We start from the raw sequence: 19788 nt of genomic DNA, 5'->3' as shown, positions 1-19788 counted from the left end.
CAGCGCTCCATCACGGACAGGCGCACGCGATCAGACATAAGCGTCCTCCGCCTTGCGGCCGATGGTGATCTCGCCCTCGTCGGCCAGGCGGCGCGCGATCATCAGGATTTCCTTCTGCTGCGTTTCGACTTCCGACACCTTGACCGGGCCCAGCACTTCCAGCTCTTCCTTGAGCATCGTGCCGGCACGCTGCGACATGTTGGCGAACACCTTGTCGCGAAATTCCTGCTTGGCGCCCTTGAGCGCCACCACGAGGATTTCCTGGCCAACCTCGCGCAGCAGCGTCTGCAGGCTGCGGCCATCCAGATCGATCAGGTTGTCGAAGACGAACATCTTCTCGACGATGGCATCGGCCAGTTCCGGGTCGCGCGAGCGCACGCCCTCGATGACGGCGGACTCCACCGCGCTCGGCACCAGGTTGAGGATTTCCGCCGCCGTGAGCACGCCGCCCATGGCGTTCTTCTTGCGATGGTCGTTGCCCTGCAGCAGCTTGGTCAGCACGTCGTTCAGCTCGCGCAGTGCGCTGGGCTGGATGCCGTCGAGCGTGGCGATGCGCAAAATGGTGTCGTTGCGCAGACGCTCGGAGAAATAGGTCAGTATTTCCGAAGCCTGGTCGCGATCCAGATGCACCAGGATGGTGGCGATGATCTGCGGGTGCTCGTTGCGGATCAGTTCCGCCACCGACGAAGCATCCATCCACTTGAGGCCTTCGATGCCGCTTGTGTCGCCGCCCGAGAGGATGCGATCGATGATGTTGGCGGCGCGGTCATCGCCCAGCGCCTTGCGGAAGACGGTGCGAATGTACTCGTTGGAGTCGATGTCCAGCGGCAAGTCTTCGGCTTCCACGAAGAAGGCGTCGAACGAATCGAGCACGCGTTCGCGCGAGACGTTCTTTAGTGCGGCCATGGTGGCGCCCAGCTTCTGCACTTCGCGCGGGCCCAGGTGCTTTAGCACCTCGGCGGCTTCGTTTTCACCCAGCGACATCAAGAGGATGGCGCTGCGTTGGAGACCTTCTGCGCTCATTCGTTATTCACCCATTGCTTGATGACGGCAGCGACGGCGCGCGGGTTCTGCTGCGCGATGCGGCGCATGGTTTCGAGCTTCTTCTCGAAGTCGTTGTTCTTGAGCTGCGGCAGGTCGTCCGGAATCTCGCCGCTGTCGGCGGCTGACGGGCCTTCCAACTCCGGACCGGCCGAAGCCGCGGCGCCGGTGATGATCGGCGCGTTCGGGTCTTCGCCTTCGCGGCCGACGAAAGTGGCCGTGGCCGGTTCGTCCTTCTTGTTCAGCGAGCGGATCAGCGGGCGGATCACCGCAAATACCAGGATCAGGAAGCCGATGGCGAGCGCGCCGTACTTGGCGGCCTGGATGCCGTACTGGACCATCTCCGGCTGCTTCCACAGCGGCAGGTCGTCCTTAGGCGTAGGCAGCGTGCCCGAGAACTGGCTGTTGACCACGTTCACGGAGTCGCCGCGCTTGGCGTCAAAACCCACGGCGTCCTTGACCAGCGCGTTGAGCTTGGTCATGTCGGCTTCGGACAGCGGTTTCCAGGTCTTGCCCTCGGCGCGGTAGTTGACCACCACGGCCACCGACAGGCGGCGCACGGTGCCAACGGCGGCGCGGGTACGGCGCACGGTCTTGTCGACTTCGTAATTGGTGGTGGTGTCGCGGTTGCTCGACGAGGCGCCACTGGACGCCGCGGTATTGGTGTTGGCTGCGGCGGCCGGTTGCTGCGGCTGGCCGTTCGGGCCGGTGGCGGCCGGTTGCGAAGCCGGAGCCGGCGCGGTTGGCAGCATGCGCGGCGCGGTCGGCGGCTGGTTGGACAGCGCGCCAGGCACGCCGCCCTGGGCGTCGGCCTTGTTCTGCGTCGATTCAGCGGTGTGCGTGCTGCGCACGGCGGCCGTCTGCGGATCCTGGTTCGGACGATACGTCTCGGCCATCTGTTCGGTGCTGTCCAGGTCGACGTCGGCCGTCACCTGCGCGCGCACGTTGTCTTCGCCCACCACGGGGCCAAGGATGGCTTCGATGCGCTTGATGTAGCCCTGCTCGATCTCGCGCACGTAATTCAGCTGCGTCGGGTCCAGGCCCGAGGCGTTGTCCTGGAACGAAGACGACAGCAAGCGGCCCGCCTGGTCGACCACCGTCACGTTGGCCAGCGGCAGGTTCGGCACGCTGCTGGAGACGAGGTGGCCGATGGCCTGCACCTGCGAGCGATCGAGCATGCGTCCCGGATACAGCGTCAGCAGCACCGAAGCGCTGGGCTTGGCCTGCTCGCGCACAAAGACGGACGGCTTGGACAGCGCCAGGTGCACGCGGGCGGACTGCACCTCCTGCATGGCTTGGATGGTGCGGGCCAGCTCGCCCTCCAGGGCGCGCTGGTAGTTGACCTGCTCGGCAAACTGGCTGGTGCCGAATTTCTGGTTTTCCATCAGCTCGAAGCCGGCCAGGCCGCCCTTGGGCAGCCCCTGCGCGGCCAGCTTCAGGCGCGTCTCGTGCACGTTGGCCTCGGGCACCATGATGGCGGTGCCGCCGTTGGCAAACCGGTATGGCACGTTCATCTGCTGCAGGGCGGCGATGATGGCGCCGCCATCGGTATCGCTCACGTTGCTGAACAGGACGCGGTAGTCAGGGGCGCGGCTCCACAGCATCGCAGCGGCAATCGCGGCCACCAGGGCGGCCCCGCCGATCATCATGAGCAGACGCGGCGACAGACGGCCGAGCGGGCCCAGGGCACCCAATGCACCCGAGGCACCCGCGTTCTGGCGCACCATCGCGCCCTGGCCCACCGCCGGCATATCGACCGTACCGAGCGTGTCGGCGACAGCAACCGAATCGGCTGTCGTTGGCATCCAAAATCTCCTGACTGACTGCGCTGACAACATGACGGGAGCAATCCAACCCCAAAAACAGGCAAAGCTCCGTGTTGGCATTATCGGCAGGGGTACGCCAAGCAATTCGGCAAGAAGAGGGCCTTTTCCCGCTCATTTGGGCGCATGGGGACGGCGGGCCGGCTGCTACCTTTGCATCACCGTGGCGCCAGACCGGCCCCCTTTCCCAACAGAAAGCCGGCCAGCCGCGCCACAAAGCAAAAGTGGAGCTCTTGTCACATGGATATTACGAACGCCAATTCGGTGGTGTCGCTGATGAACAGCGTGCTGGCGCCATCGAGCCAGGTCAGCGGCATCGGCGCCGGCGTCAACTCGGCGGGCGGGACCGACGCCAAGGTCAGCGTTGACTTCAGCTCGGTGCTCAAGTCTTCGCTGGACAAGGTCGACGCCTCGCAACAGAAGGCCGAATCCGTCTCGCGCAGTTTCGAAATGGGCAACAGCGACGTGGACCTGCATGACGTGATGCTCTCGCTGCAAAAAGCCAACATCGACCTCCAGACCGCCGTGCAGGTGCGCAACAAGCTCGTCTCGGCGTACCAAAGCATCATGAGTATGTCGATCTGACGTCACATATTCACGGTTGCTCCGTTCCCGCCTGGTGCCTGCGTCATCAGAAAAGCCGGCGGTCGCCTTAGAGAGTCAGCATGTCCAAACACGCAAAACAGCGCGCCAAGCCCGTCATTGCGCTGGTCGTCATCGCCCGCGATGAAGCCGCCAGCATCGAGCGCTGCCTGCTGAGCGCCAAGCCGCATGTCGACCGCATGATCGTGCTCGACACCGGCTCCACCGACGACACCGTCGCGATTGCCAAGGCATGCGGTGCCCAGGTCCACCATTTCAAGTGGATCGACGACTTCTCGGCCGCCCGCAATGCCGCGCTGGCTGTGGCCAATGCGGACTGGAACCTCGTCCTGGATGCCGACGAGTGGATCGAAAGCGGCACCGAGGAACTGCGCAACGCCTGCACCTTCGGCCCACTGCTGGGCGTGGTGTGCATCCGCAGCGAATACGACATCTCGGGCCACGTGGAGCACTCCAACAGCTGGATTGCGCGCCTGCTGCCGCGCGGCGTGCGCTACAAAGGGCGCATCCACGAACAGCCGGCGGCCAACCTGCAGCGGGTCCGCCTGCCGCTGGTGCTCGGCCACGATGGCTACATGAACGCCAAGCTCGACAAGAAGCGCGGGCGCAACCACGCCCTGCTGCAGCAGGAGCTGGCCGAGCATCCGGACGATCCGTATGTGCTCTATCAGCTCGGCAAGGATTTCGAGATCAACCAGAAGGACCCCGCCCAGGCCGCAGCCCATTACCAGCGCGCCCTGACGACGGCCCCCAAGCAGGCGCCCTATCGGCATGACCTGTGCATCTGCCTGCTGGCGTGCCTGAGCAAATCCGGGCAACTGGACCTGGCGATCACCCTGGCCGGCGAGTGGATGGACGAGTGGGCGGGATCGCCGGACTACTTCTACATGCTCGGCCACCTGATGTTCGAAGCGGCGGCGAAAAACCCCGCCCAGGCCGAGACTCAGTGGCTGCCGATGGCCGAGAGCGCCTTCCTGAAATGCCTGGAGATTGGCGAGCAGCCCAAGCTGGACGCCGCCGTCTTCGGGCGCGGCAGCTTTGCCGCGGCCAAGTATCTGGCGCTGACCTACCGCGCCCAGGCCGACACGCTGGCCCTCAAGGCCAACCAATACTCCAACCTCGCCCGGCAGATGCAGGAAAACGTCGCATCCGTGGCCGCGCAGGTGGCCGCATGACCGAGCATCGAACCGATTCGAGACGCGCATGATCCCCAAGACACTGCACTTCATCTGGGTGGGCGACGAGACCAAACGTCCGGACAACTGCATCCAGACCTGGGCCAAGCTGAACCCGGACTACCAGATCAAGATCTGGGGCAACGCCACACTGGCCGAACACAAGTGGCTCAACGCGCGCCACATGGACGCCATGCTCGATCGCGAATTCAACGGCGTGGCCGACATGATGCGGTGGGAAATCCTCTATAAGGAGGGCGGCATCGTGCTCGATGCTGACAGCATCTGCCTGCGCCCGCTGGATGACGCTCTGCTTGACTGCGAGGCCTTTGCCTGCTGGGAAAGCGAGATTGCTCGCCCAGGCCTGATTGCCGCCGGGTACTTCGGCTGCAAGCCGGGTAACCCGTTCGTGCAGCAAATCATGGTGGACATCCACAACGAGCCCTCAGTGGTGCACGACATGGCCTGGAAGACAGTCGGGCCGCTGCGCCTGACGGAGTCATACCGACGCTACCAGTACCACCCGCTGCGCATCCTGCCGAGCCACTTTTTCATCCCCGAGCATTTCTCGGGCGTGAAGTACGACGGCCCCGGCCCGGTGTATGCCAACCAGATGTGGGCCAGCACCAAGCGCAACTACGACAGCCTGCACCAGCAGCAGTTCGACGCCAACGGCCAGCCAGTGGAACCCATACAGGCCACCGCACCGGTGCCAGCGGCAGCACAAGCGGCCCAGACCGCCCCTGCCCCCGCTGCCCCGTCGCGCTCCAAACTTGAGGCCGTTCACGACCCGTACTTCGTGCAACGCGTACCGGTCAGCACCGACGTGATGAGCATCAGCCGCGTCGACGTATTCAGGCGGCTGTGCGAAGGCAAGCGCGTGCTGCATATCGGCTGCGCCGACTGGCCGATCACCGACCCGAAGACCTCGTTGCATCTGGCGCTGGAACCGGTGTGCGCCAAGCTCGATGGCTTCGACATCCATGCGGAGGCGCTCGACGCCCTGAAGCCCTACACGCGCGGCCGGCTGTTCTCGCGCTTTGAAGACATCCAGGACCAATACGACATCGTACTGGCCCCGGAAGTCATGGAGCACGTACCCGACGTGGCTGGCTTCCTCAAGCAGCTCGACTCGCTGAACACGCATTCGTATGTGATCACCGTACCGGACGCCTTCCAGTGTCACGCCCGGCATTTCGACTACCTGAGCGACACGCAGACCTTTGTCGAGGTCGTGCACCCCGACCACAACTGCTGGTACACGCCGTACACGCTCTCAAACACGATCAAGAAGTACACGCCCTGGAATATCGACGGGATCTGGTTCTTCAATGCGATCTCGCTATTCGTGCTGGCCAGCAAATGCCCATAGGAATGGAGTCCATGCCTGCTGCCACGTGGCGTGCGCTCAAATGCGAGCACACGTCCTTCCCACTCGCGTTGGCCCACGACGCTCTCCGGACAGATGAATGGCAACCTGCCTCAACCGGCCGGATAGGGGGCTGGTGAAGGGCGAACGGCTACGGCAGCAGCCCACTCCATAAATGCAGTGCCGCATATGACACATGTGATGGCCGAACAACGCCAGACGGCGGTGACGGCCGAGCCGCTTGTGGCTGCGGCGTACGGTAGCGGCGCCCTATTCGCGGGCCGTCCGTGGCAATATGGACGCCCCATTGAACACGGTCACGCGCAAGGCGCCCGCCCGGGCCGATGCGGCACTCGCTGCACGCGCCAGGACCGTCCCCGGGAGTCTTCCGTGAACGACGTGCTGGCGCTTGATCAGCAACTTTGCTTTCCTCTGTACGCCGCCGGCCACCTGCTGACGCGCCTGTACCGCCCACTGCTCGACGAGCTGGGGCTGACCTATCCGCAATACCTGGTGATGCTTGCCTGCTGGCAGCAGACGCCGTGCGCCGTGGGCGACCTCGGCCGCACCTTGTATCTGGATACGGGCACGTTGACGCCGCTGCTCAAGCGTCTGGAAGAACAGGGTTTGCTCACCCGCACACGAGACCGCGACGACCAGCGACGCGTGGTCATCGAGCTGTCGGACAGCGGCCGGGCGCTGCGCGCGCGCGCCACCAAGGTGCCCGAGGCGCTGGCGTGCAAGATCCCGCTGGAGCCCGGCGAGATCGGCACCACCCGCGACGTGCTGCGCAGGCTGTTGGACGCGCTCGCGGCAGCAGACGACCGGGAGTAGCGGCCCGACCCAGCCCGCCCCGCGGCGCTGCTGCCAGCCTCACCCCATTTGATTCTCCATTTCTCCTGATACTCCGTGCAACCCACTCCAACCGATCTGGCGCTGGTCGTCATCGCTCGCAACGAGGCCGCCTGCATTGAGCGCTGCCTGCTCAGCGTCAAACCGTTTGTCGACCGCATGGTGGTGCTCGACACGGGGTCCACCGACGATACGGTGGCCATTGCCCAGGCGTGCGGCGCGGTCGTCAACCACATGGCCTGGTCGAACGATTTCTCGGCCGCCCGGAATGCCGCGCTGGACATCGCGAACGCAGACTGGAACCTCGTCCTGGATGCAGATGAATGGCTGGAAGCCGGCGGCGAACACCTGCGCACGCTCGGCGGCGCCAACCCGATGCTGGGCGTGCTCCGCATGAAGAACGACACTGGGAACGATACCGATACCGCGGAAACTGTCAGCCAACTGATTGCGTGGCTCCCCCGGGTGCTGCCGCGTGGGGTCCGCTACGTCGGGCGCATTCATGAACAGCCGGTATCGTCGCTGCCGGCAGTGCGGCTGCCCATCACGCTCCGGCATGACGGCTATACCGCCGCCAAGATGCAGAAGAAGGGCGAGCGCAATACCCAGCTCCTGCTCGACGAGCTCAAACACCAGCCGGACAACCCGTACGTGCTGTTCCAGTTGGGCAAGGAAACCGAACTGCATCACGAGAACTACGCCAAGGCCGCTGACTACTACGAGCGCGCAATCGGCCTTGCGCCGCATGACGCCCCCTACCGCAGGAACCTCGCGCTGCGCTATCTGTACAGCCTGGGCAAATCCGACCGGCTGGAGCAGGCCATGGCGCACGCGGACGCAAGCATCCGCGCGTGGCCGGATTTTCCGGATCTGTGTTTCGCGCTTGGGCTGGTGTTGCTGGATGCCGCCGTCAAATACCCCGAGCAGGCCCAGGGTGACACCGTGCAATGGCTGCCGCTGGCGGAGCAGGCGTTTCGCCGCTGCCTGGAGATCGGCGATAAAGCGGACATGGACGGCAGCGTGATCGGAAGAGGCAGCTTCCTGGCCGCTCAGCAGCTTGCCACCGTCTATCAGATGCAGGCCAATGTGCTCGCAGGCAAATCGGAGCACTATCTGGCGTTGTCGAAGCAGTTGCAGGACACCCCGCAACCTCTCGGCTAGAAAACGGCGAAAGCCCCGCCCCACCACGTGGGACGAAGCGGCGGGTCAGAAGCGCGCCATGCTGCCGTATGCGTGGCTGGCCGTGGTAGCACGGCGTGCCGTATCGATGCGCTTTTGCAGGTGGTCCAGGCGCGGATACACCATGGCGCGCACGCGGGCGTCGTCTTCAAGAATGCGCACGAGCAGCGTGCGCTTGCGCTCGATGTCAGCGTGCGACAGTTGCGGATGCGGCTCGGAACGGCGCAGCGTGTCCACATAGGCAGCACTTTCGCGTTCGAGCGTGCTGACGACTTCCCAGTTGCCCACTTCGGCTGCGCTGACCATCTCGGCAGTCAGACGAGCGATGGCTTCATAGCAGATGAACAGACTGTCGCTGTCCTTGATCGCAAAGTTGCGGTGCATGTTGGCTCCAGGTTGGGCCGAATTCATTCAAAAAAGTACGCTGCGCGGCCAGCCGCGTCAGCTCACAACACTCAGGTGGCTGTTCGCTGCGCCGGGCTGGCCGATAGCGGTCCAGGCTTCCTGCAGCGGCGCCAGCAAGCGATCCACCTCGCCGAGGATTTCCAGATCGTTGTTGGCATTGGCCACCAGCAGGCGGCGCAGCATGTGGTCGTACAGGCCGTTGAGCTGCGAGGCAATCTCGCCGCCGCGCTGATGATCCAGGCTGGCCTGCAAGCCCTCGCCAATGATCGACATGGCCTTGTCGATTGCACGCAGCTTGGCGAACACGTCGCCGCGCTGGACGGCTGCCCCCGCCAGGTTCAGGGCGGTGCGTGCCCCCTCGAAGAGCATGGCGATCAGCTGGTGCGGGTTGGCGTCAACCACGGACGTCTCAATGCCGACTTGCGCGTAGGCACCGATGGCGCGGCGTGCTGCGTACATGGGAAAGGTCCTCGCTGATGTGATCTTGTTATGGATGGTGCGCGGAATCTGCTTAGCCGCTCGTGGTCTGTTTCTGGATGGCCGCGAGCTGCGTGGTCAGGTAGCTGCTGGTGTTGGTCATGCTGGCCACCGCCGCAGACAACGCATTGAACTGCGTGTAGTACAGCGCCTGCTTCTTGCTCAACTGCGTCTGCATGTTGCTGATCTGGCTGGCGAGCGAGGTGAGCGAGCTGTTGATCGAGTCCGTCTCGCTCTGCACCATGCCGTTGGTCGACAGCAGGTTGGTCATCACCGTATTGAGCTGCGCGGCGTAGCCGCGCTGCACCGCCACTGTGCCGCGGCTGCCCAGCGCGCCGCCAGTCACCTGCACGGTCAGGCCATCGACGGCCGTGCCGCTGGCGCCATACAGATTCTGGCCCGAGCCCGTGGCGGCCACGCCGTTGATGGTGCCCTGCACGTCCTGGCCGGTCGTCACCGTGGGGCTTGCGCCCATCAGCGAAGATGCGCCGTTGCCCGACACCGACACCGCCGATATCGAACCGAACTGGCTGTCGGTGATGCTCAGCACACCGCTGGCATTGGCCGACACCGACGCGGTGATCTTGGCGCTCTGCAGGCTCGCCGATGCGTTGATCTGGCTCTGGATCTGCGCGGCCAGCCCCGACGCGCTATAGCTGCCGGCCGGCACCGTCACGTTGACGGCGATGCCGCTGATGTTGAAGGCCAGCGTGTCGTTCGAACCCGCCGTGATGGTCGTATTGGCAGCGGCCGAACCCGTGAGCGAACCCTGCGTGGCCAGTTGCGTCACGTTGACGGCATAGCTACCGGACTGCGTGGAATCCGAGAACGTCGGCACGTTGACCAGCGAATCGGTCGCTATGCCGGTGCCGGCAAACAGCCCGGCCACCTGACTGGGCGAGGCGGCAATCGCGGCCGACAGCTTGGTGTTGTCGACCGACAGCGTGCCGTCGGAATTCATCGACACGCCAATACTGCCCAGCGACTGATACGTGCCGCTGCCGATGGCCTGGCCCAGCACGTCCGTGATCTGGCTGATCAGGGTCTTGGTACTGACATCACCGGCCAGCGGGCCGTTGTTGGCCTTGTTGCTGGTGTCGATGTTGGTGAGCGCGTTCAGTTGCGTGCGCAGCGCGTTGTAGCCGTTGACGAAATTTTTGACGGCATTGGTGGTGGCGGTCGGATCGTTGGCCACCGTGACGGTGGTGCTGCCCGTCTTGGACAGCGTAAACGACGTGCCGTCGACCACGTTGGACAACGTGTTGGTCGGGCTCTGCACGGCGATGCCGTTGATGGTGGCCAGGGCGTTCTGGCCCGTGGTCACCTCGGTCAGGTTCTGCGTACCAGCCGGGTCTTGCGAGAGCAGCGATTGCAGCGTCGAGTCACCCGACACCGAGATCCTCATCTCCGAATTGGCGCCGCCCGCCGTGGAGGTCAGCACCAGGCGATACGGATTGCCGCTGCCATCGTTGACGATGCTGGCCGACACGCCCAGGTTGGCCGAGTTGATCGCATCGCGAATGCCCGCCAGCGTGTTGTTGGACGAATTGATGGTGATCGTGCCGCCCGGCAGGCTGCCGTTCTGCGTGAAGGTGGCGCCGGTGTACTTGCCGCCGGAAAGCGTGCCGCCCGACACCGAGCCGAACGAGAACGAAATCGTGGTCGACGTGCCGCTGCCGATGGCGGCGGTGGTGGACGTCTGCCCCTGCGCAGCCAGCACCTGCGACTGCGCAAGCTGCGTAACGTTGACGGCGTACGAGCCGGCCGGCGCCGAGCCGGTGACCGACGCGTTCAGCACCGACGTGTCGTAGCCGCTTGCCTTCATGGCGCTGTAGCCCGACGCGCTGGTCAGGTTGGACAGCGTGGTCTGGAAGGTCGACAGAGCACTCTTGAGCGTGCCCACGGCCGAGAGCTGCGTCTGGTACGAGCTCTGCTGATTCTGCAGTTGGGCCAGCGGCTGGCTTTCCACGCTCATCAGGCTGGAGACCAGCGAGTTGACGTCGATGCTCGTCCCGATACCGGGAATCGAGATCGGCGGAACGTAGTTGCTGCTCGTGGAAGAGGTGGTGGTGGTCGCCATGATCGGATCTGGTGAACGTCTGCGTCGGCGGAAGTCCTTCTACACAACGGCAACGCCTGCGACTTCTTTAGGACCTGTCAGCCCGGCTTCACCCCGAAGAAGTGGGGTATCCGACAAATGAAAAAGAAAAAGAAAAAGGCCGGCGCCCCATGGGAGCGCCGGCCCTCACCCCACCGCCAGGCGGCGGGGGCTGCATCAGACTGCCGATTAACCCTTCAGCAGGTTCAGGATACTGTTCGGCGCCGAGTTGGCTTGCGCCAGCATGGCCGTACCCGCTTGCTGCAGGATGTTCTGACGGGTCATGTTCGACGTTTCAGCCGCGTAGTCGGTGTCGATCATGGCGGACTTGGCAGCCGACAGAGCGGTGTTCGACGAGGTCAGCGTGTTGATGGTCGAGCTCAGACCGCTTTGCTGGGCACCCAGGCTGGCACGAGCGGCCTTCAGGCTGGCCAGGTCGGTGTCGATCTTGCCCTGAGCGGCGGTGGCGTTGGCGGTCGAGGTCACGTCCGTGCCCGACAGCGTGCCGAAGCTGGCCAGGTTGGCGTTAGTGACGGTAGCCACGTCGGTCGACGCGCTTTGGCCGTACTGGAACGTCGTGGACGTCACCGAGCCGTCGAACAGCTTGGCGCCGTTGTAGTTGGCGTTCGTCTCGATGTTCTTGTTGGCCGTGGCCAGCTGTTGGTATTCCTTGTCCAGGTTGGCCTGGTCGGTGGTCGACAGACCGCCGTTGTTGGCTTCCACAGCCAGTTGGCGCATACGCTGCAGGTTGTTTTCAACCTGGCCCAGGTACGAGTCGGCCGTTTGCAGGTACGACTGTGCGTTGTTGGCGTTCTGGATACCTTGCGTTTGCGAGTTCAGCGTGGTCGTCAGGCTAACGGACACAGCGTAAGCAGCGGCATCGTCCTTGGCGCTGTTCACGCGCAGGCCGGTCGACAGACGTTGCAGCGACGTTTGCAGAGCGGATTGCGATTGCGACAGTGCTTGCTGCGTTTGCAGGGACGAGATGTTGGTATTGAGGCTGAGGGACATGACGGCTCCTAAGTTTCCCGATGGCTTTGTTGCCCGATGAGTTCCATGTTCCGGCGATGCCGGGCAACGTGACCTGCAACTTGAAGGGGATCAGGTCTGCGTTGTACTCAGGTTATCGGTGGCCGCGGCAGAAAGTTTAGGGTCGCCTTGACAAATTTGTGCGCGAGGGGCGGTTTGGGCTTCCGGGCACCCTCTCCAGCCCCCTCCAAAAGAAGCGCTGGGCTGCCTTCTTGCCGAACCGGCGCTCGGCTATACTCGTTCGATCCGTTCTCAGGCGCCCAGTCTCCATATATAGAGCGCCACCGCACAGATGGGGAGTTGCAAGCCCGCCGTCCGGCCCAAGCCGCCGGCGGTTAGAAGAGCTCAAGTCGAGCCCGTTTGACCGCAGCACCCACCATGCTCAACGTCCTGATTGTCGAACCGCACGATATTGCCCGTGCCGGCCTGCGCCAGATCATCAAGGATTCACGCCTGGCCCGGCAGATCGAGGCCGTGCCGGACCTGCGCGAAGCCAACAGCAACCTGCTCCTCCAGCGCGAGTGGGACGTCATGCTGCTCTCGGTGGAGTCGGCCACCGGCGACGAATTCCAGACCATCAAGACCGTCCGCCAGCAACACGCGCGCCTGGCCGTGCTGGCACTGGGCCGCCACCCCGAAGCGCTGCTTGCCGTGCGCGCCCTCAAGGCCGGCGCCGCCGGCTACCTGCCGATGGATGCCAGCCAGCCGCAACTGCTTGCCGCCGTCAACGCCATCTCCAAGGGCAAGAAATACCTGCCCTCCGACATGGTGGAAGTGCTGGCCGACAACCTGAACGTCGACTGGGACAAGCCTCGCCACGACATCCTCTCCGACCGCGAATTCCAGACGCTGCGCATGCTCGGCTCCGGCCGCACGCTGGGCGAGATTGCCGAGGCGCTGCAGATCAGCGTCAAGACGGTCAGCGTGTACCGTGCCCGCGTGCTCTCGAAGATGAAGCTGCGCAACAACGCCGAGCTGACCGTCTACGTGGTCCACAACAGCCTGCAGCTATAGGTAGAGTGCCCACAAAGCGACTGCGCGACCTGATACCAACCTCGGGCCATTCGCTACGCTTTTCAGGGCCCCTGGAGAACCGATCTAAAGAATCCGGGGGATGCGCTCGCCGTAGCGGCGGGCGTTCTCGCGCACCAGGTCCTGCACGGCGGCCGGCTCCAGCGGTCGCGTGAGCAGGTAGCCCTGGAACTCGTCACAGCCCACCTCGCGCAGGAATTCAAGCTGACCCGCGGTTTCCACGCCTTCGGCCACGGTCTTCATGCCCATCGCCTGCGCCATCATGATGATGGCCCGGGTGATTGCCGCACGCTCGGCCACGTGCGGCAGGTCCTGCACGAAGGAGCGGTCGATCTTGAGCGTATCGATCGGGAAGCGGTGCAGATACGACAGCGACGAAAACCCGGTGCCGAAATCATCCAGCGCCAATGACACGCCCATCGCCCGCAGCTCGGTGAGCAGCGCATGCAGGGACGGATCGTCGCGAATCAGGATGCCCTCGGTCATCTCCAGCTCGACCGCGTTGCCGGGCAAGCCGCTGGTGGACAGCGCCCCGCGCACCATGGCGCTCAACTGTCCCGAACTGAACGCCTGCCCCGACAGGTTGATCGACATCCGCAAGTGCGGCAGCCCGATGCGGCGCCAGCGCGCGAGCTGATCGCATGCGGCGCGCAGGATCCAGCGGTCGATCTCGACGATCAGGCCGGTTTCTTCGGCATCCTGGATGAACTGGCCGGGCATCATGCGGCCGAAATCGGCCGAATTCCAGCGGATGAGCGCCTCCACGCCGACGATGCGGCCGCTGCGTACATCCACGCGCGGCTGGTAGTCGGCGTAGAACTCGTTGCGGTCGCGGGCGCGGCGCAGGCCGGATTCGATGCGAAAGCGCCGCGAGACGCGATCGTCCAGATCGCTGGTGAACGTCTGGTAATTGTTGCGGCCGCACTCCTTGGCCAGATACATGGCGGCGTCGGCCTTGCGCAGCAGGGTGTTGGGGTCGTCGCCGTCGAGCGGCGCCACGGCAATGCCGATCGACACCCCCAGGTACAGCTCCTGTCCTTCGATGTGAAACGGCGCGCTGATGGCCGACAGGATGCGCTCGGCCACACGGCGCGTGCCCAGGCCATCGAGCGCTTCCAGCATGACGACGAACTCGTCGCCGCCCAGGCGGGCCACAGTGTCAGCCTCGCGCGCGCAGGCCTGCAGCCGGGCGGCCACCTCGCGTAGCAGCATGTCGCCGAACTGGTGGCCCAGCGTGTCGTTGACGTTCTTGAAGCGGTCCAGGTCCAGGAACATGACCGAGACGCGCGTCTGGTTGCGGCGTGCCAGCGCCAGCGCATGTTCCAGCCGGTCTTCCAGCGCGGAGCGGTTGAGCAGCCCGGTGAGCGTGTCGTGCGTAGCCAAGTGACGGATGCGCTGCTGTGCCTCGCGAATCTGCGTGATGTCGACCAGCGACACCAGCACCGAATAAGGCGGCACGCCCGCGGACTCGGAAGGCGCGGTTGTCATCGAGTGGCCGCCCGCGGCGTACAGCGGCGTCCAGTTACTGGACACCCATACGGTGCGGCCGTCCACGCAATGCAGCCCGAAAATCTGGTTCAGTTGCGGCTGGCCTTCAAGCATCACGTCGCGATCGGGCCAGTCGGTGTCGTGGATGGTGGTCTCGAATTCGTCAACGGCCGACTGCACCACCTGGGGCAGCATGCGACCGACCAGCTCGGCCACCGGCAAGCCCAGCAGCCGCGCGGCGCTCGGATTGGCGTAGGTGACGCGGCGGTCGGCGCCACACACCAGGATGCCCTCGGTGAGCGCGTTGACCATCGAGAGCAGGTCCAGCTTCGGACAGAAGCCTGGCTGCTCGCCACGCGCCGGGCAATCGGCCGGCAGCCCGTCGGCTTGGACAGGCGCCATGGCAGCGTGGGGAAAGAAGGGCAAGGAGTTCAAGACGGCTTCCGGCAAGGCAACGCATTCACGCACGGGCGCCGAACATGTCCGGTGCCAACGAGCAGCGACTGCCAACTACAACGGCACGCGCCGGCAAATCTTTCGGGCAGGCATCACTTTTGTGCAGGGGGCCGGCTGGCAAGGCGCTTGGGAAAGCGCTTGGCGGCCGGCTATCCCACCAAATAGTGCTTAGTACGTCACTTTTATTGACGGGGACGACACGTCCAACCCGCCGCAAACCCCCGAGATAAGCAGGATTGACCGCGTTTCTTGCCGGAATGAGCTGGACAGAGCTGAGGAAGAATGCCATCCGAGAACCCGACTCCGCATTTTTCGAGCCGGGAAGGCCCACCCCCCCCTAGCCTCCGAGTGATCCCCATGGCTGAAGCCGCTGCCACCACCACTGCTGCCGCCCCTGCCCCTGCCAAAGGTGGCTCTACCAAGCTGCTGCTGATCATCCTGATCCTGCTTGTGCTGATCGGCATGGGTGGCGCGGCCGCGTGGTTCTTCCTGGGAGGCGGCAACCACGCGGCATCCGCCGCCGGACCGGCCAAGCCCAAGGAGCCGGTGTTCGTGGCAATGGATACCCTGACCGTCAACCTCCAGCCCGAGGAAGGCAACGACCGCTACCTGCAAGTCGGCATCACCTTCAAGAGCTTCGACAAGCACGCCGAAGAAGCCATCAAGACCTACACGCCCGAGCTGCGCAGCCGGGTTCTGACGCTCCTGGCCAGCAAGACACCCACCGAGTTGTATCCGGCCGAGGGCAAAGCCAAGTTGGCCAAGGAAATCGTCGAACAGTGTGACCAGGTGTTCAAGGCTGTCGGCAAGGAATCGCCGGTGGCTGACGTCCTGTTCACCAACTTTGTGATCCAGTGACATGCTCAAGGAAGAGTTTCTTTCCCAGGAGGAGATCGACGCGCTCCTCAAGGGCGTCTCCGACGAGGTGGACGAGGAACCCGCCGAGGCCGACCCGTCAGGCGTACGCGTCTACAACCTGGGCTCCCAGGAGCGCATCGTCCGTGGGCGGATGCCCACGCTGGAGATCATCAACGAGCGGTTCGCGCGCAACTGGCGCATCGGGCTGTTCAACTTCATGCGACGCAACGCGGAGATCTCCGTCGGCCCGGTGAAGGTGCAGAAGTACAGCGAGTTCATCCGCAACCTGGTGGTGCCCACCTCGCTGAACCTCGTGCACGTCAAGCCGCTGCGCGGCACGGCGCTGTTCGTGTTCGACCCCAACCTGATCTTCCTGGTGGTCGACAACCTCTTCGGCGGCGACGGGCGCTTTCACATGCGCGTGGAAGGCCGCGACTTTACGGATGTCGAGCAGCGCATCATCCAGCGCATGCTGCAGCTCGTGTTCGAGCACTACGCCAAGGCCTGGCAGCCGGTGTATCCGATCGAGTTCGAAGCGCTGCGCATGGAGATGCACACCGAGTTCGCCAACGTGGCCACGCCCAATGAGGTGGTGATCACGACCAGCTTCAGCGTGGAGCTGGGCAGCAACGGCGGCGACGTGCACATCTGCATGCCCTACACCATGATCGAGCCGATCCGCGACCGGCTCACCTCCGCCATCCAGGGCGAGGCGCTGGAAGTGGACAAGCGCTGGTTGCGGCTGCTCTCGCAGCAGGTGCAGACCGCCGAGGTGGAGCTGATTGCCGACCTCGCCACGGCCAAGGTGCGGTTCGCCGATATCGTGAACATGAAGGCGGGCGACGTGATTCCCGTCGAGCTGGACGATTTGGTGACCGCCAAGGTGGACGGCGTGCCCGTCATGGAATGCAACTACGGCACCTTCAACGGCCAATACGCGCTGCGGGTCAACCGCATGCTGAATATGAGCGGCAGCGAGTCTGCCACGGAGTCTGACGATGACAACTGAACCGACCATGAACCCCGAAACCAGCGCCGACGATATCGACGTCGAGATGACGATGGAAGAGGCCATGGCCCTGGAAGCTGCACAGCGCGCCGCCGCAAACCCGCCGGCGGCCGCTCCCGCCGAGGCCAGCCCGGTGTTCAAGCCGCTGACGGCCGACGGACTGGGCAGCGGCACGCGCAACGACATCGACATGATCCTGGACATCCCCGTGCAGTTGACGGTGGAGCTGGGCCGCACCAAGGTGCCCATCAAGAACCTGCTGCAACTGGCGCAGGGCTCGGTGGTCGAGCTCGACGCGCTGGCCGGCGAGCCGATGGACGTGCTGGTCAACGGCTACCTGATCGCCCAAGGCGAAGTGGTGGTGGTCAATGAGAAGTTCGGTATCCGCCTGACCGACATCATCACGCCGTCCGAACGCATCCGTAAGTTGAACCGCTAAAAACCGGTTTGATGTACACCCTGCGCAACCGCTGCTCCCCCCGGGCAAGGTGTTGAAATGAACCATGCAGTTGATTGGGCCCGCACCTTCGGCGGGCTGTTCGTAGTCCTGGCCATGATCGTGGCAGCCGGCTGGCTGCTGCGCCGGCTGCAGCAACGCGCAGGCATGGGCCCCATGGGCCCAGGCAGGCGCCGCAGCCAGGTCCTCACCGTGGTGGCGCAGCAGATGCTGGGCGCACGCGAGAAGGTCGTGGTGGTGGACGTGGAAGGCACGTGGCTCGTGCTGGGCGTCACGCAGCAGCACGTGCAGACGCTGCACACGATGCCGCGCCCCGCCGATCCCGACCCGGCCGCGTCCGACGCCGGCGATGGCACGACGGGCACCAAGGCGCCCTCCTTTTCCGATGCGCTGGCCATCCAGCTCAAGCGCCGCTTCACCGGCACCACGGGGAAGTCGGAATGAACGTGCGCGCCCTCTTCCGTTGGCTGATCGCCCTGACGTTGCTGTGCGCAGCACCCGCCGTGTTCGCGCAGTCGCAACCGGGTTTTCCGCTGCTCACGGGCACCGCAGGCGGCCAGAGCTATTCGCTGCCGGTCCAGACGCTGATCTTCCTGACCTCGCTGGGTTTCCTGCCGGCCATCATCCTGATGATGAGCAGCTTCACGCGCATCATCATCGTGCTGTCGCTGCTGCGCCACGCGCTGGGCACGCAAACCACGCCGCCCAACCAGGTGCTGATCGGGCTGGCGCTGTTCCTCACGTTCTTCGTGATGCATCCGGTGCTCGACACGGTCTACACCGATGCCTACGTGCCGCTGCGCGACAACAAGATCACCGTCGAGCAGGCCATGGACACCGCCGCCACGCCGCTGCGCCAGTTCATGCTCAAGCAGACCCGCGAGCCGGACCTCGCCCTGTTCGTCAAGATGGGCAACATGCCGCCCATCGCCAGCCCCGAGCAGACGCCAATGCGCGCGCTCATCCCCGCCTTCGTCACCAGCGAGCTCAAGAGCGCATTCCAGATCGGGTTTGCCATCTTCATCCCGTTCCTGGTGATCGATATCGTGGTGGCGGCGGTGCTGATGTCGATGGGGATGATGATGGTCACGCCGTCGATCTTCTCGCTGCCGTTCAAGATCATGCTGTTCGTGCTGGTGGACGGCTGGCACCTGTTGCTGGGCTCGCTGGCCCAGAGCTTCACGCAATAAGGAGGCCACGATGACGCCTGAGTACGTTCTCGACATGGCCCGCCGGGCCATGCAGGTTGCCATGATGGTAGGCGCGCCGATGCTGCTTGTCTCGCTCGTGGTCGGCCTGCTGGTGGCGGTGTTCCAGGCCGCCACGCAGTTGAACGAGCAATCGCTGTCGTTCATCCCAAAGCTGGTGGCCGTAGCCGCCACCATGGTCCTGGCCGGGCCGTGGATCGTGAGCGTGATCGTCGACTACACGCGCGATGTGCTCACCAACATCCCGAACTACATCAACTGAGATGCCTCCCAACGCCGTCGCCCCCGCGAAGGCGGGGACCCAGTGTCCTGATTTCATCAGGACGAACAAGTCGCTGGGTTCCCGCCTGCGCGGGAACGACGAAATCTCGCCATGATCCAGTTCACCGCCGCCCAACTCAACGGCTGGATTGCCATGTACTGGTGGCCGCTGGTGCGTGTGCTGGCATTCATCGCCATGGCGCCGCCGTTTGCCAACACCGAAGTGCCGATGTCGATCAAGGTGGCCTTTGGCGTGATCATCACGGTGGCGCTGGCGCCCCTGCTGCCGGTGCCGCCTGGTGTGTCGGTCGGGTCGTATGAGGGGTTGTGGATCACGCTGCTGCAGGTGGCGATCGGCCTGTCGCTGGGGTTTTGCGTGCAGCTCGTGTTCGCGGCCATCAGCGGCGCGGGCGAGGTGATGTCGATACAGATGGGGCTGGGCTTTGCCACCCTGCTGGACCCGACGCAGACCGAAAGCAGCATGCTGCTCGGCCGCTTCATCAGCCTCACCGCCATCACCGCCTTCATTGCCGGCGACGGCCATCTCGTGCTGCTACACGCCCTGTTCGACAGCTTCACCGCCCTGCCCGTCTCTGCCTCGCCACTGGCCAACCCGGGCTGGCAGACACTCGCCGACGGCGGCACCGTGCTGTTTGCACTGGCCTTGCGCATCGCCCTGCCGATCATCGCCATCATGCTGGTCGTCAACCTGGCCTTTGCGGTGCTCTCGCGCACGGCGCAGGCGCTCAACCCGTTTGCCGTGGGCATCTCCGCCACGCTGGTGGTGGGGCTGATGCTGGTGACGGTGATGATGACCTCGCTGGCGCCGGTGGTGGAACGTTCGGTGATGAATGCGCTGGAGTTGAGTGGGCGGGCGTTTGGGCAGTTTGGGGCGGCACCTCGCTGACAACAATCAGACTTGGCCTATGTCAGTGGTGACTCGCTGCCTAGATGCCCTCAAGTTGTTG

Annotated in this window: 20 protein-coding genes; 13 read left to right on the top strand and 7 right to left on the bottom strand. The window is 64.4% G+C overall.

Annotated elements, in window-relative coordinates; translation table 11 throughout:
- Positions 1-30 precede the first annotated feature (30 nt).
- Positions 31-1023 (bottom strand): flagellar motor switch protein FliG, encoded by a 993-nt coding sequence (fliG, locus tag B4F51_RS18835; RefSeq protein WP_296227983.1) that lies wholly within the window; start codon positions 1021-1023, stop codon positions 31-33.
- Positions 1020-2846 (bottom strand): flagellar basal-body MS-ring/collar protein FliF, encoded by a 1827-nt coding sequence (gene fliF / locus B4F51_RS18830; protein ID WP_296227982.1) that lies wholly within the window; start codon positions 2844-2846, stop codon positions 1020-1022. The genes fliG and fliF overlap by 4 nt, the downstream gene beginning before the upstream one ends.
- 258 nt (positions 2847-3104) lie before the next feature.
- Here fliF and fliE point away from each other — a divergent pair, with 258 nt between their 5' ends.
- From fliE to B4F51_RS18805, 5 genes are all read left to right on the top strand, one after another.
- A complete protein-coding gene (gene fliE / locus B4F51_RS18825; protein WP_296227980.1) occupies positions 3105-3449 on the top strand; it encodes a flagellar hook-basal body complex protein FliE in 345 nt (114 codons plus the stop codon).
- An 80-nt stretch (positions 3450-3529) separates the two neighbouring features.
- On the top strand, positions 3530-4642 hold the full coding sequence (locus B4F51_RS18820; protein WP_296227978.1) for a glycosyltransferase: 1113 nt from the start codon (positions 3530-3532) through the stop codon (positions 4640-4642).
- Between the two features lie 28 nt (positions 4643-4670).
- On the top strand, positions 4671-6014 hold the full coding sequence (locus B4F51_RS18815; RefSeq protein ID WP_296227976.1) for a glycosyltransferase: 1344 nt from the start codon (positions 4671-4673) through the stop codon (positions 6012-6014).
- 387 nt (positions 6015-6401) lie between these two features.
- Positions 6402-6845 carry a MarR family winged helix-turn-helix transcriptional regulator gene (locus B4F51_RS18810; protein ID WP_296227974.1) on the top strand — a complete coding sequence of 148 codons (444 nt, stop codon included), beginning with the start codon at positions 6402-6404 and terminating at the stop codon, positions 6843-6845.
- 75 nt (positions 6846-6920) lie between these two features.
- Complete coding sequence (locus B4F51_RS18805) at positions 6921-8024, top strand: glycosyltransferase family 2 protein (RefSeq protein WP_296227972.1); 1104 nt, start codon at positions 6921-6923, stop codon at positions 8022-8024.
- A gap of 45 nt (positions 8025-8069) precedes the next feature.
- Here the strand turns inward: B4F51_RS18805 and B4F51_RS18800 are convergent, their stop codons facing one another.
- From B4F51_RS18800 to B4F51_RS18785, 4 genes are all read right to left on the bottom strand, one after another.
- The gene (locus B4F51_RS18800) at positions 8070-8426 is read right to left on the bottom strand and encodes a flagellar protein FliT (RefSeq protein ID WP_296227971.1); all 357 of its coding nucleotides are present in this window, start codon (positions 8424-8426) and stop codon (positions 8070-8072) included.
- A gap of 57 nt (positions 8427-8483) precedes the next feature.
- Entirely contained in the window at positions 8484-8906 is a 423-nt protein-coding gene (gene fliS / locus B4F51_RS18795) for a flagellar export chaperone FliS (RefSeq protein WP_296227970.1), read from the bottom strand.
- A gap of 52 nt (positions 8907-8958) precedes the next feature.
- Entirely contained in the window at positions 8959-11004 is a 2046-nt protein-coding gene (fliD, locus tag B4F51_RS18790) for a flagellar filament capping protein FliD (protein ID WP_296227969.1), read from the bottom strand.
- A gap of 207 nt (positions 11005-11211) precedes the next feature.
- The gene (locus B4F51_RS18785; RefSeq protein WP_296227968.1) at positions 11212-12033 is read right to left on the bottom strand and encodes a flagellin; all 822 of its coding nucleotides are present in this window, start codon (positions 12031-12033) and stop codon (positions 11212-11214) included.
- 396 nt (positions 12034-12429) lie between these two features.
- Between B4F51_RS18785 and B4F51_RS18780 the strand changes: the two genes are divergently transcribed.
- Positions 12430-13065: a response regulator transcription factor gene (locus tag B4F51_RS18780; protein ID WP_349676310.1), complete on the top strand. Its 636-nt coding sequence runs from the start codon at positions 12430-12432 to the stop codon at positions 13063-13065.
- 84 nt (positions 13066-13149) lie between these two features.
- Here the strand turns inward: B4F51_RS18780 and B4F51_RS18775 are convergent, their stop codons facing one another.
- Positions 13150-14883, bottom strand: coding sequence for a putative bifunctional diguanylate cyclase/phosphodiesterase (locus B4F51_RS18775; protein ID WP_296228141.1), 1734 nt, complete (start codon positions 14881-14883; stop codon positions 13150-13152).
- Positions 14884-15384: 501 nt separating this feature from the next.
- Here B4F51_RS18775 and fliL point away from each other — a divergent pair.
- From fliL to fliR, 7 genes are all read left to right on the top strand, one after another.
- Complete coding sequence (gene fliL, locus B4F51_RS18770; protein WP_296227966.1) at positions 15385-15885, top strand: flagellar basal body-associated protein FliL; 501 nt, start codon at positions 15385-15387, stop codon at positions 15883-15885.
- Between the two features lies 1 nt (position 15886).
- A complete protein-coding gene (gene fliM / locus B4F51_RS18765) occupies positions 15887-16894 on the top strand; it encodes a flagellar motor switch protein FliM (protein WP_296227965.1) in 1008 nt (335 codons plus the stop codon).
- The gene (gene fliN / locus B4F51_RS18760) at positions 16884-17333 is read left to right on the top strand and encodes a flagellar motor switch protein FliN (RefSeq protein ID WP_296227964.1); all 450 of its coding nucleotides are present in this window, start codon (positions 16884-16886) and stop codon (positions 17331-17333) included. Before fliM ends, fliN begins: the two co-directional genes overlap by 11 nt.
- Positions 17334-17390: 57 nt before the next feature.
- Positions 17391-17795, top strand: a complete 405-nt coding sequence (gene fliO, locus B4F51_RS18755; protein WP_296227963.1) for a flagellar biosynthetic protein FliO — start codon at positions 17391-17393, stop codon at positions 17793-17795.
- Positions 17792-18541 carry a flagellar type III secretion system pore protein FliP gene (fliP, locus tag B4F51_RS18750; protein ID WP_296227962.1) on the top strand — a complete coding sequence of 250 codons (750 nt, stop codon included), beginning with the start codon at positions 17792-17794 and terminating at the stop codon, positions 18539-18541. Before fliO ends, fliP begins: the two co-directional genes overlap by 4 nt.
- Positions 18542-18551: 10 nt before the next feature.
- Positions 18552-18821 carry a flagellar biosynthesis protein FliQ gene (fliQ, locus tag B4F51_RS18745; RefSeq protein WP_296227961.1) on the top strand — a complete coding sequence of 90 codons (270 nt, stop codon included), beginning with the start codon at positions 18552-18554 and terminating at the stop codon, positions 18819-18821.
- A gap of 111 nt (positions 18822-18932) precedes the next feature.
- On the top strand, positions 18933-19727 hold the full coding sequence (gene fliR, locus B4F51_RS18740) for a flagellar biosynthetic protein FliR (RefSeq protein WP_296227960.1): 795 nt from the start codon (positions 18933-18935) through the stop codon (positions 19725-19727).
- Positions 19728-19788 lie beyond the last annotated feature (61 nt).

Source organism: Ralstonia sp. UBA689 (genome assembly GCF_002298975.1).
In the GTDB taxonomy this organism is placed as follows: Bacteria; Pseudomonadota; Gammaproteobacteria; order Burkholderiales; family Burkholderiaceae; genus Ralstonia.
Note: the sequence above shows the minus strand (reverse complement) of the source record. Positions and strands in the feature narration are given on the sequence as shown.

Excerpts from the sequence above, each read along its gene's own strand:
- fliP (WP_296227962.1), top strand. The coding sequence starts at position 17,792 with ATGAACGTGCGCGCCCTCTTCCGTTGGCTGATCGCCCTGACGTTGCTG.
- fliQ (WP_296227961.1), top strand. The coding sequence starts at position 18,552 with ATGACGCCTGAGTACGTTCTCGACATGGCCCGCCGGGCCATGCAGGTT.
- fliN (WP_296227964.1), top strand. The coding sequence starts at position 16,884 with ATGACAACTGAACCGACCATGAACCCCGAAACCAGCGCCGACGATATC.
- fliL (WP_296227966.1), top strand. The coding sequence starts at position 15,385 with ATGGCTGAAGCCGCTGCCACCACCACTGCTGCCGCCCCTGCCCCTGCC.
- B4F51_RS18815 (WP_296227976.1), top strand. The coding sequence starts at position 4,671 with ATGATCCCCAAGACACTGCACTTCATCTGGGTGGGCGACGAGACCAAA.
- fliD (WP_296227969.1), bottom strand. The coding sequence starts at position 11,004 with ATGGCGACCACCACCACCTCTTCCACGAGCAGCAACTACGTTCCGCCG.
- B4F51_RS18820 (WP_296227978.1), top strand. The coding sequence starts at position 3,530 with ATGTCCAAACACGCAAAACAGCGCGCCAAGCCCGTCATTGCGCTGGTC.
- B4F51_RS18785 (WP_296227968.1), bottom strand. The coding sequence starts at position 12,033 with ATGTCCCTCAGCCTCAATACCAACATCTCGTCCCTGCAAACGCAGCAA.
- B4F51_RS18775 (WP_296228141.1), bottom strand. The coding sequence starts at position 14,883 with ATGGTCAACGCGCTCACCGAGGGCATCCTGGTGTGTGGCGCCGACCGC.
- fliF (WP_296227982.1), bottom strand. The coding sequence starts at position 2,846 with ATGCCAACGACAGCCGATTCGGTTGCTGTCGCCGACACGCTCGGTACG.
- fliG (WP_296227983.1), bottom strand. The coding sequence starts at position 1,023 with ATGAGCGCAGAAGGTCTCCAACGCAGCGCCATCCTCTTGATGTCGCTG.
- fliS (WP_296227970.1), bottom strand. The coding sequence starts at position 8,906 with ATGTACGCAGCACGCCGCGCCATCGGTGCCTACGCGCAAGTCGGCATT.
- fliM (WP_296227965.1), top strand. The coding sequence starts at position 15,887 with ATGCTCAAGGAAGAGTTTCTTTCCCAGGAGGAGATCGACGCGCTCCTC.
- fliO (WP_296227963.1), top strand. The coding sequence starts at position 17,391 with ATGAACCATGCAGTTGATTGGGCCCGCACCTTCGGCGGGCTGTTCGTA.
- B4F51_RS18780 (WP_349676310.1), top strand. The coding sequence starts at position 12,430 with ATGCTCAACGTCCTGATTGTCGAACCGCACGATATTGCCCGTGCCGGC.
- fliE (WP_296227980.1), top strand. The coding sequence starts at position 3,105 with ATGGATATTACGAACGCCAATTCGGTGGTGTCGCTGATGAACAGCGTG.
- B4F51_RS18800 (WP_296227971.1), bottom strand. The coding sequence starts at position 8,426 with ATGCACCGCAACTTTGCGATCAAGGACAGCGACAGTCTGTTCATCTGC.
- fliR (WP_296227960.1), top strand. The coding sequence starts at position 18,933 with ATGATCCAGTTCACCGCCGCCCAACTCAACGGCTGGATTGCCATGTAC.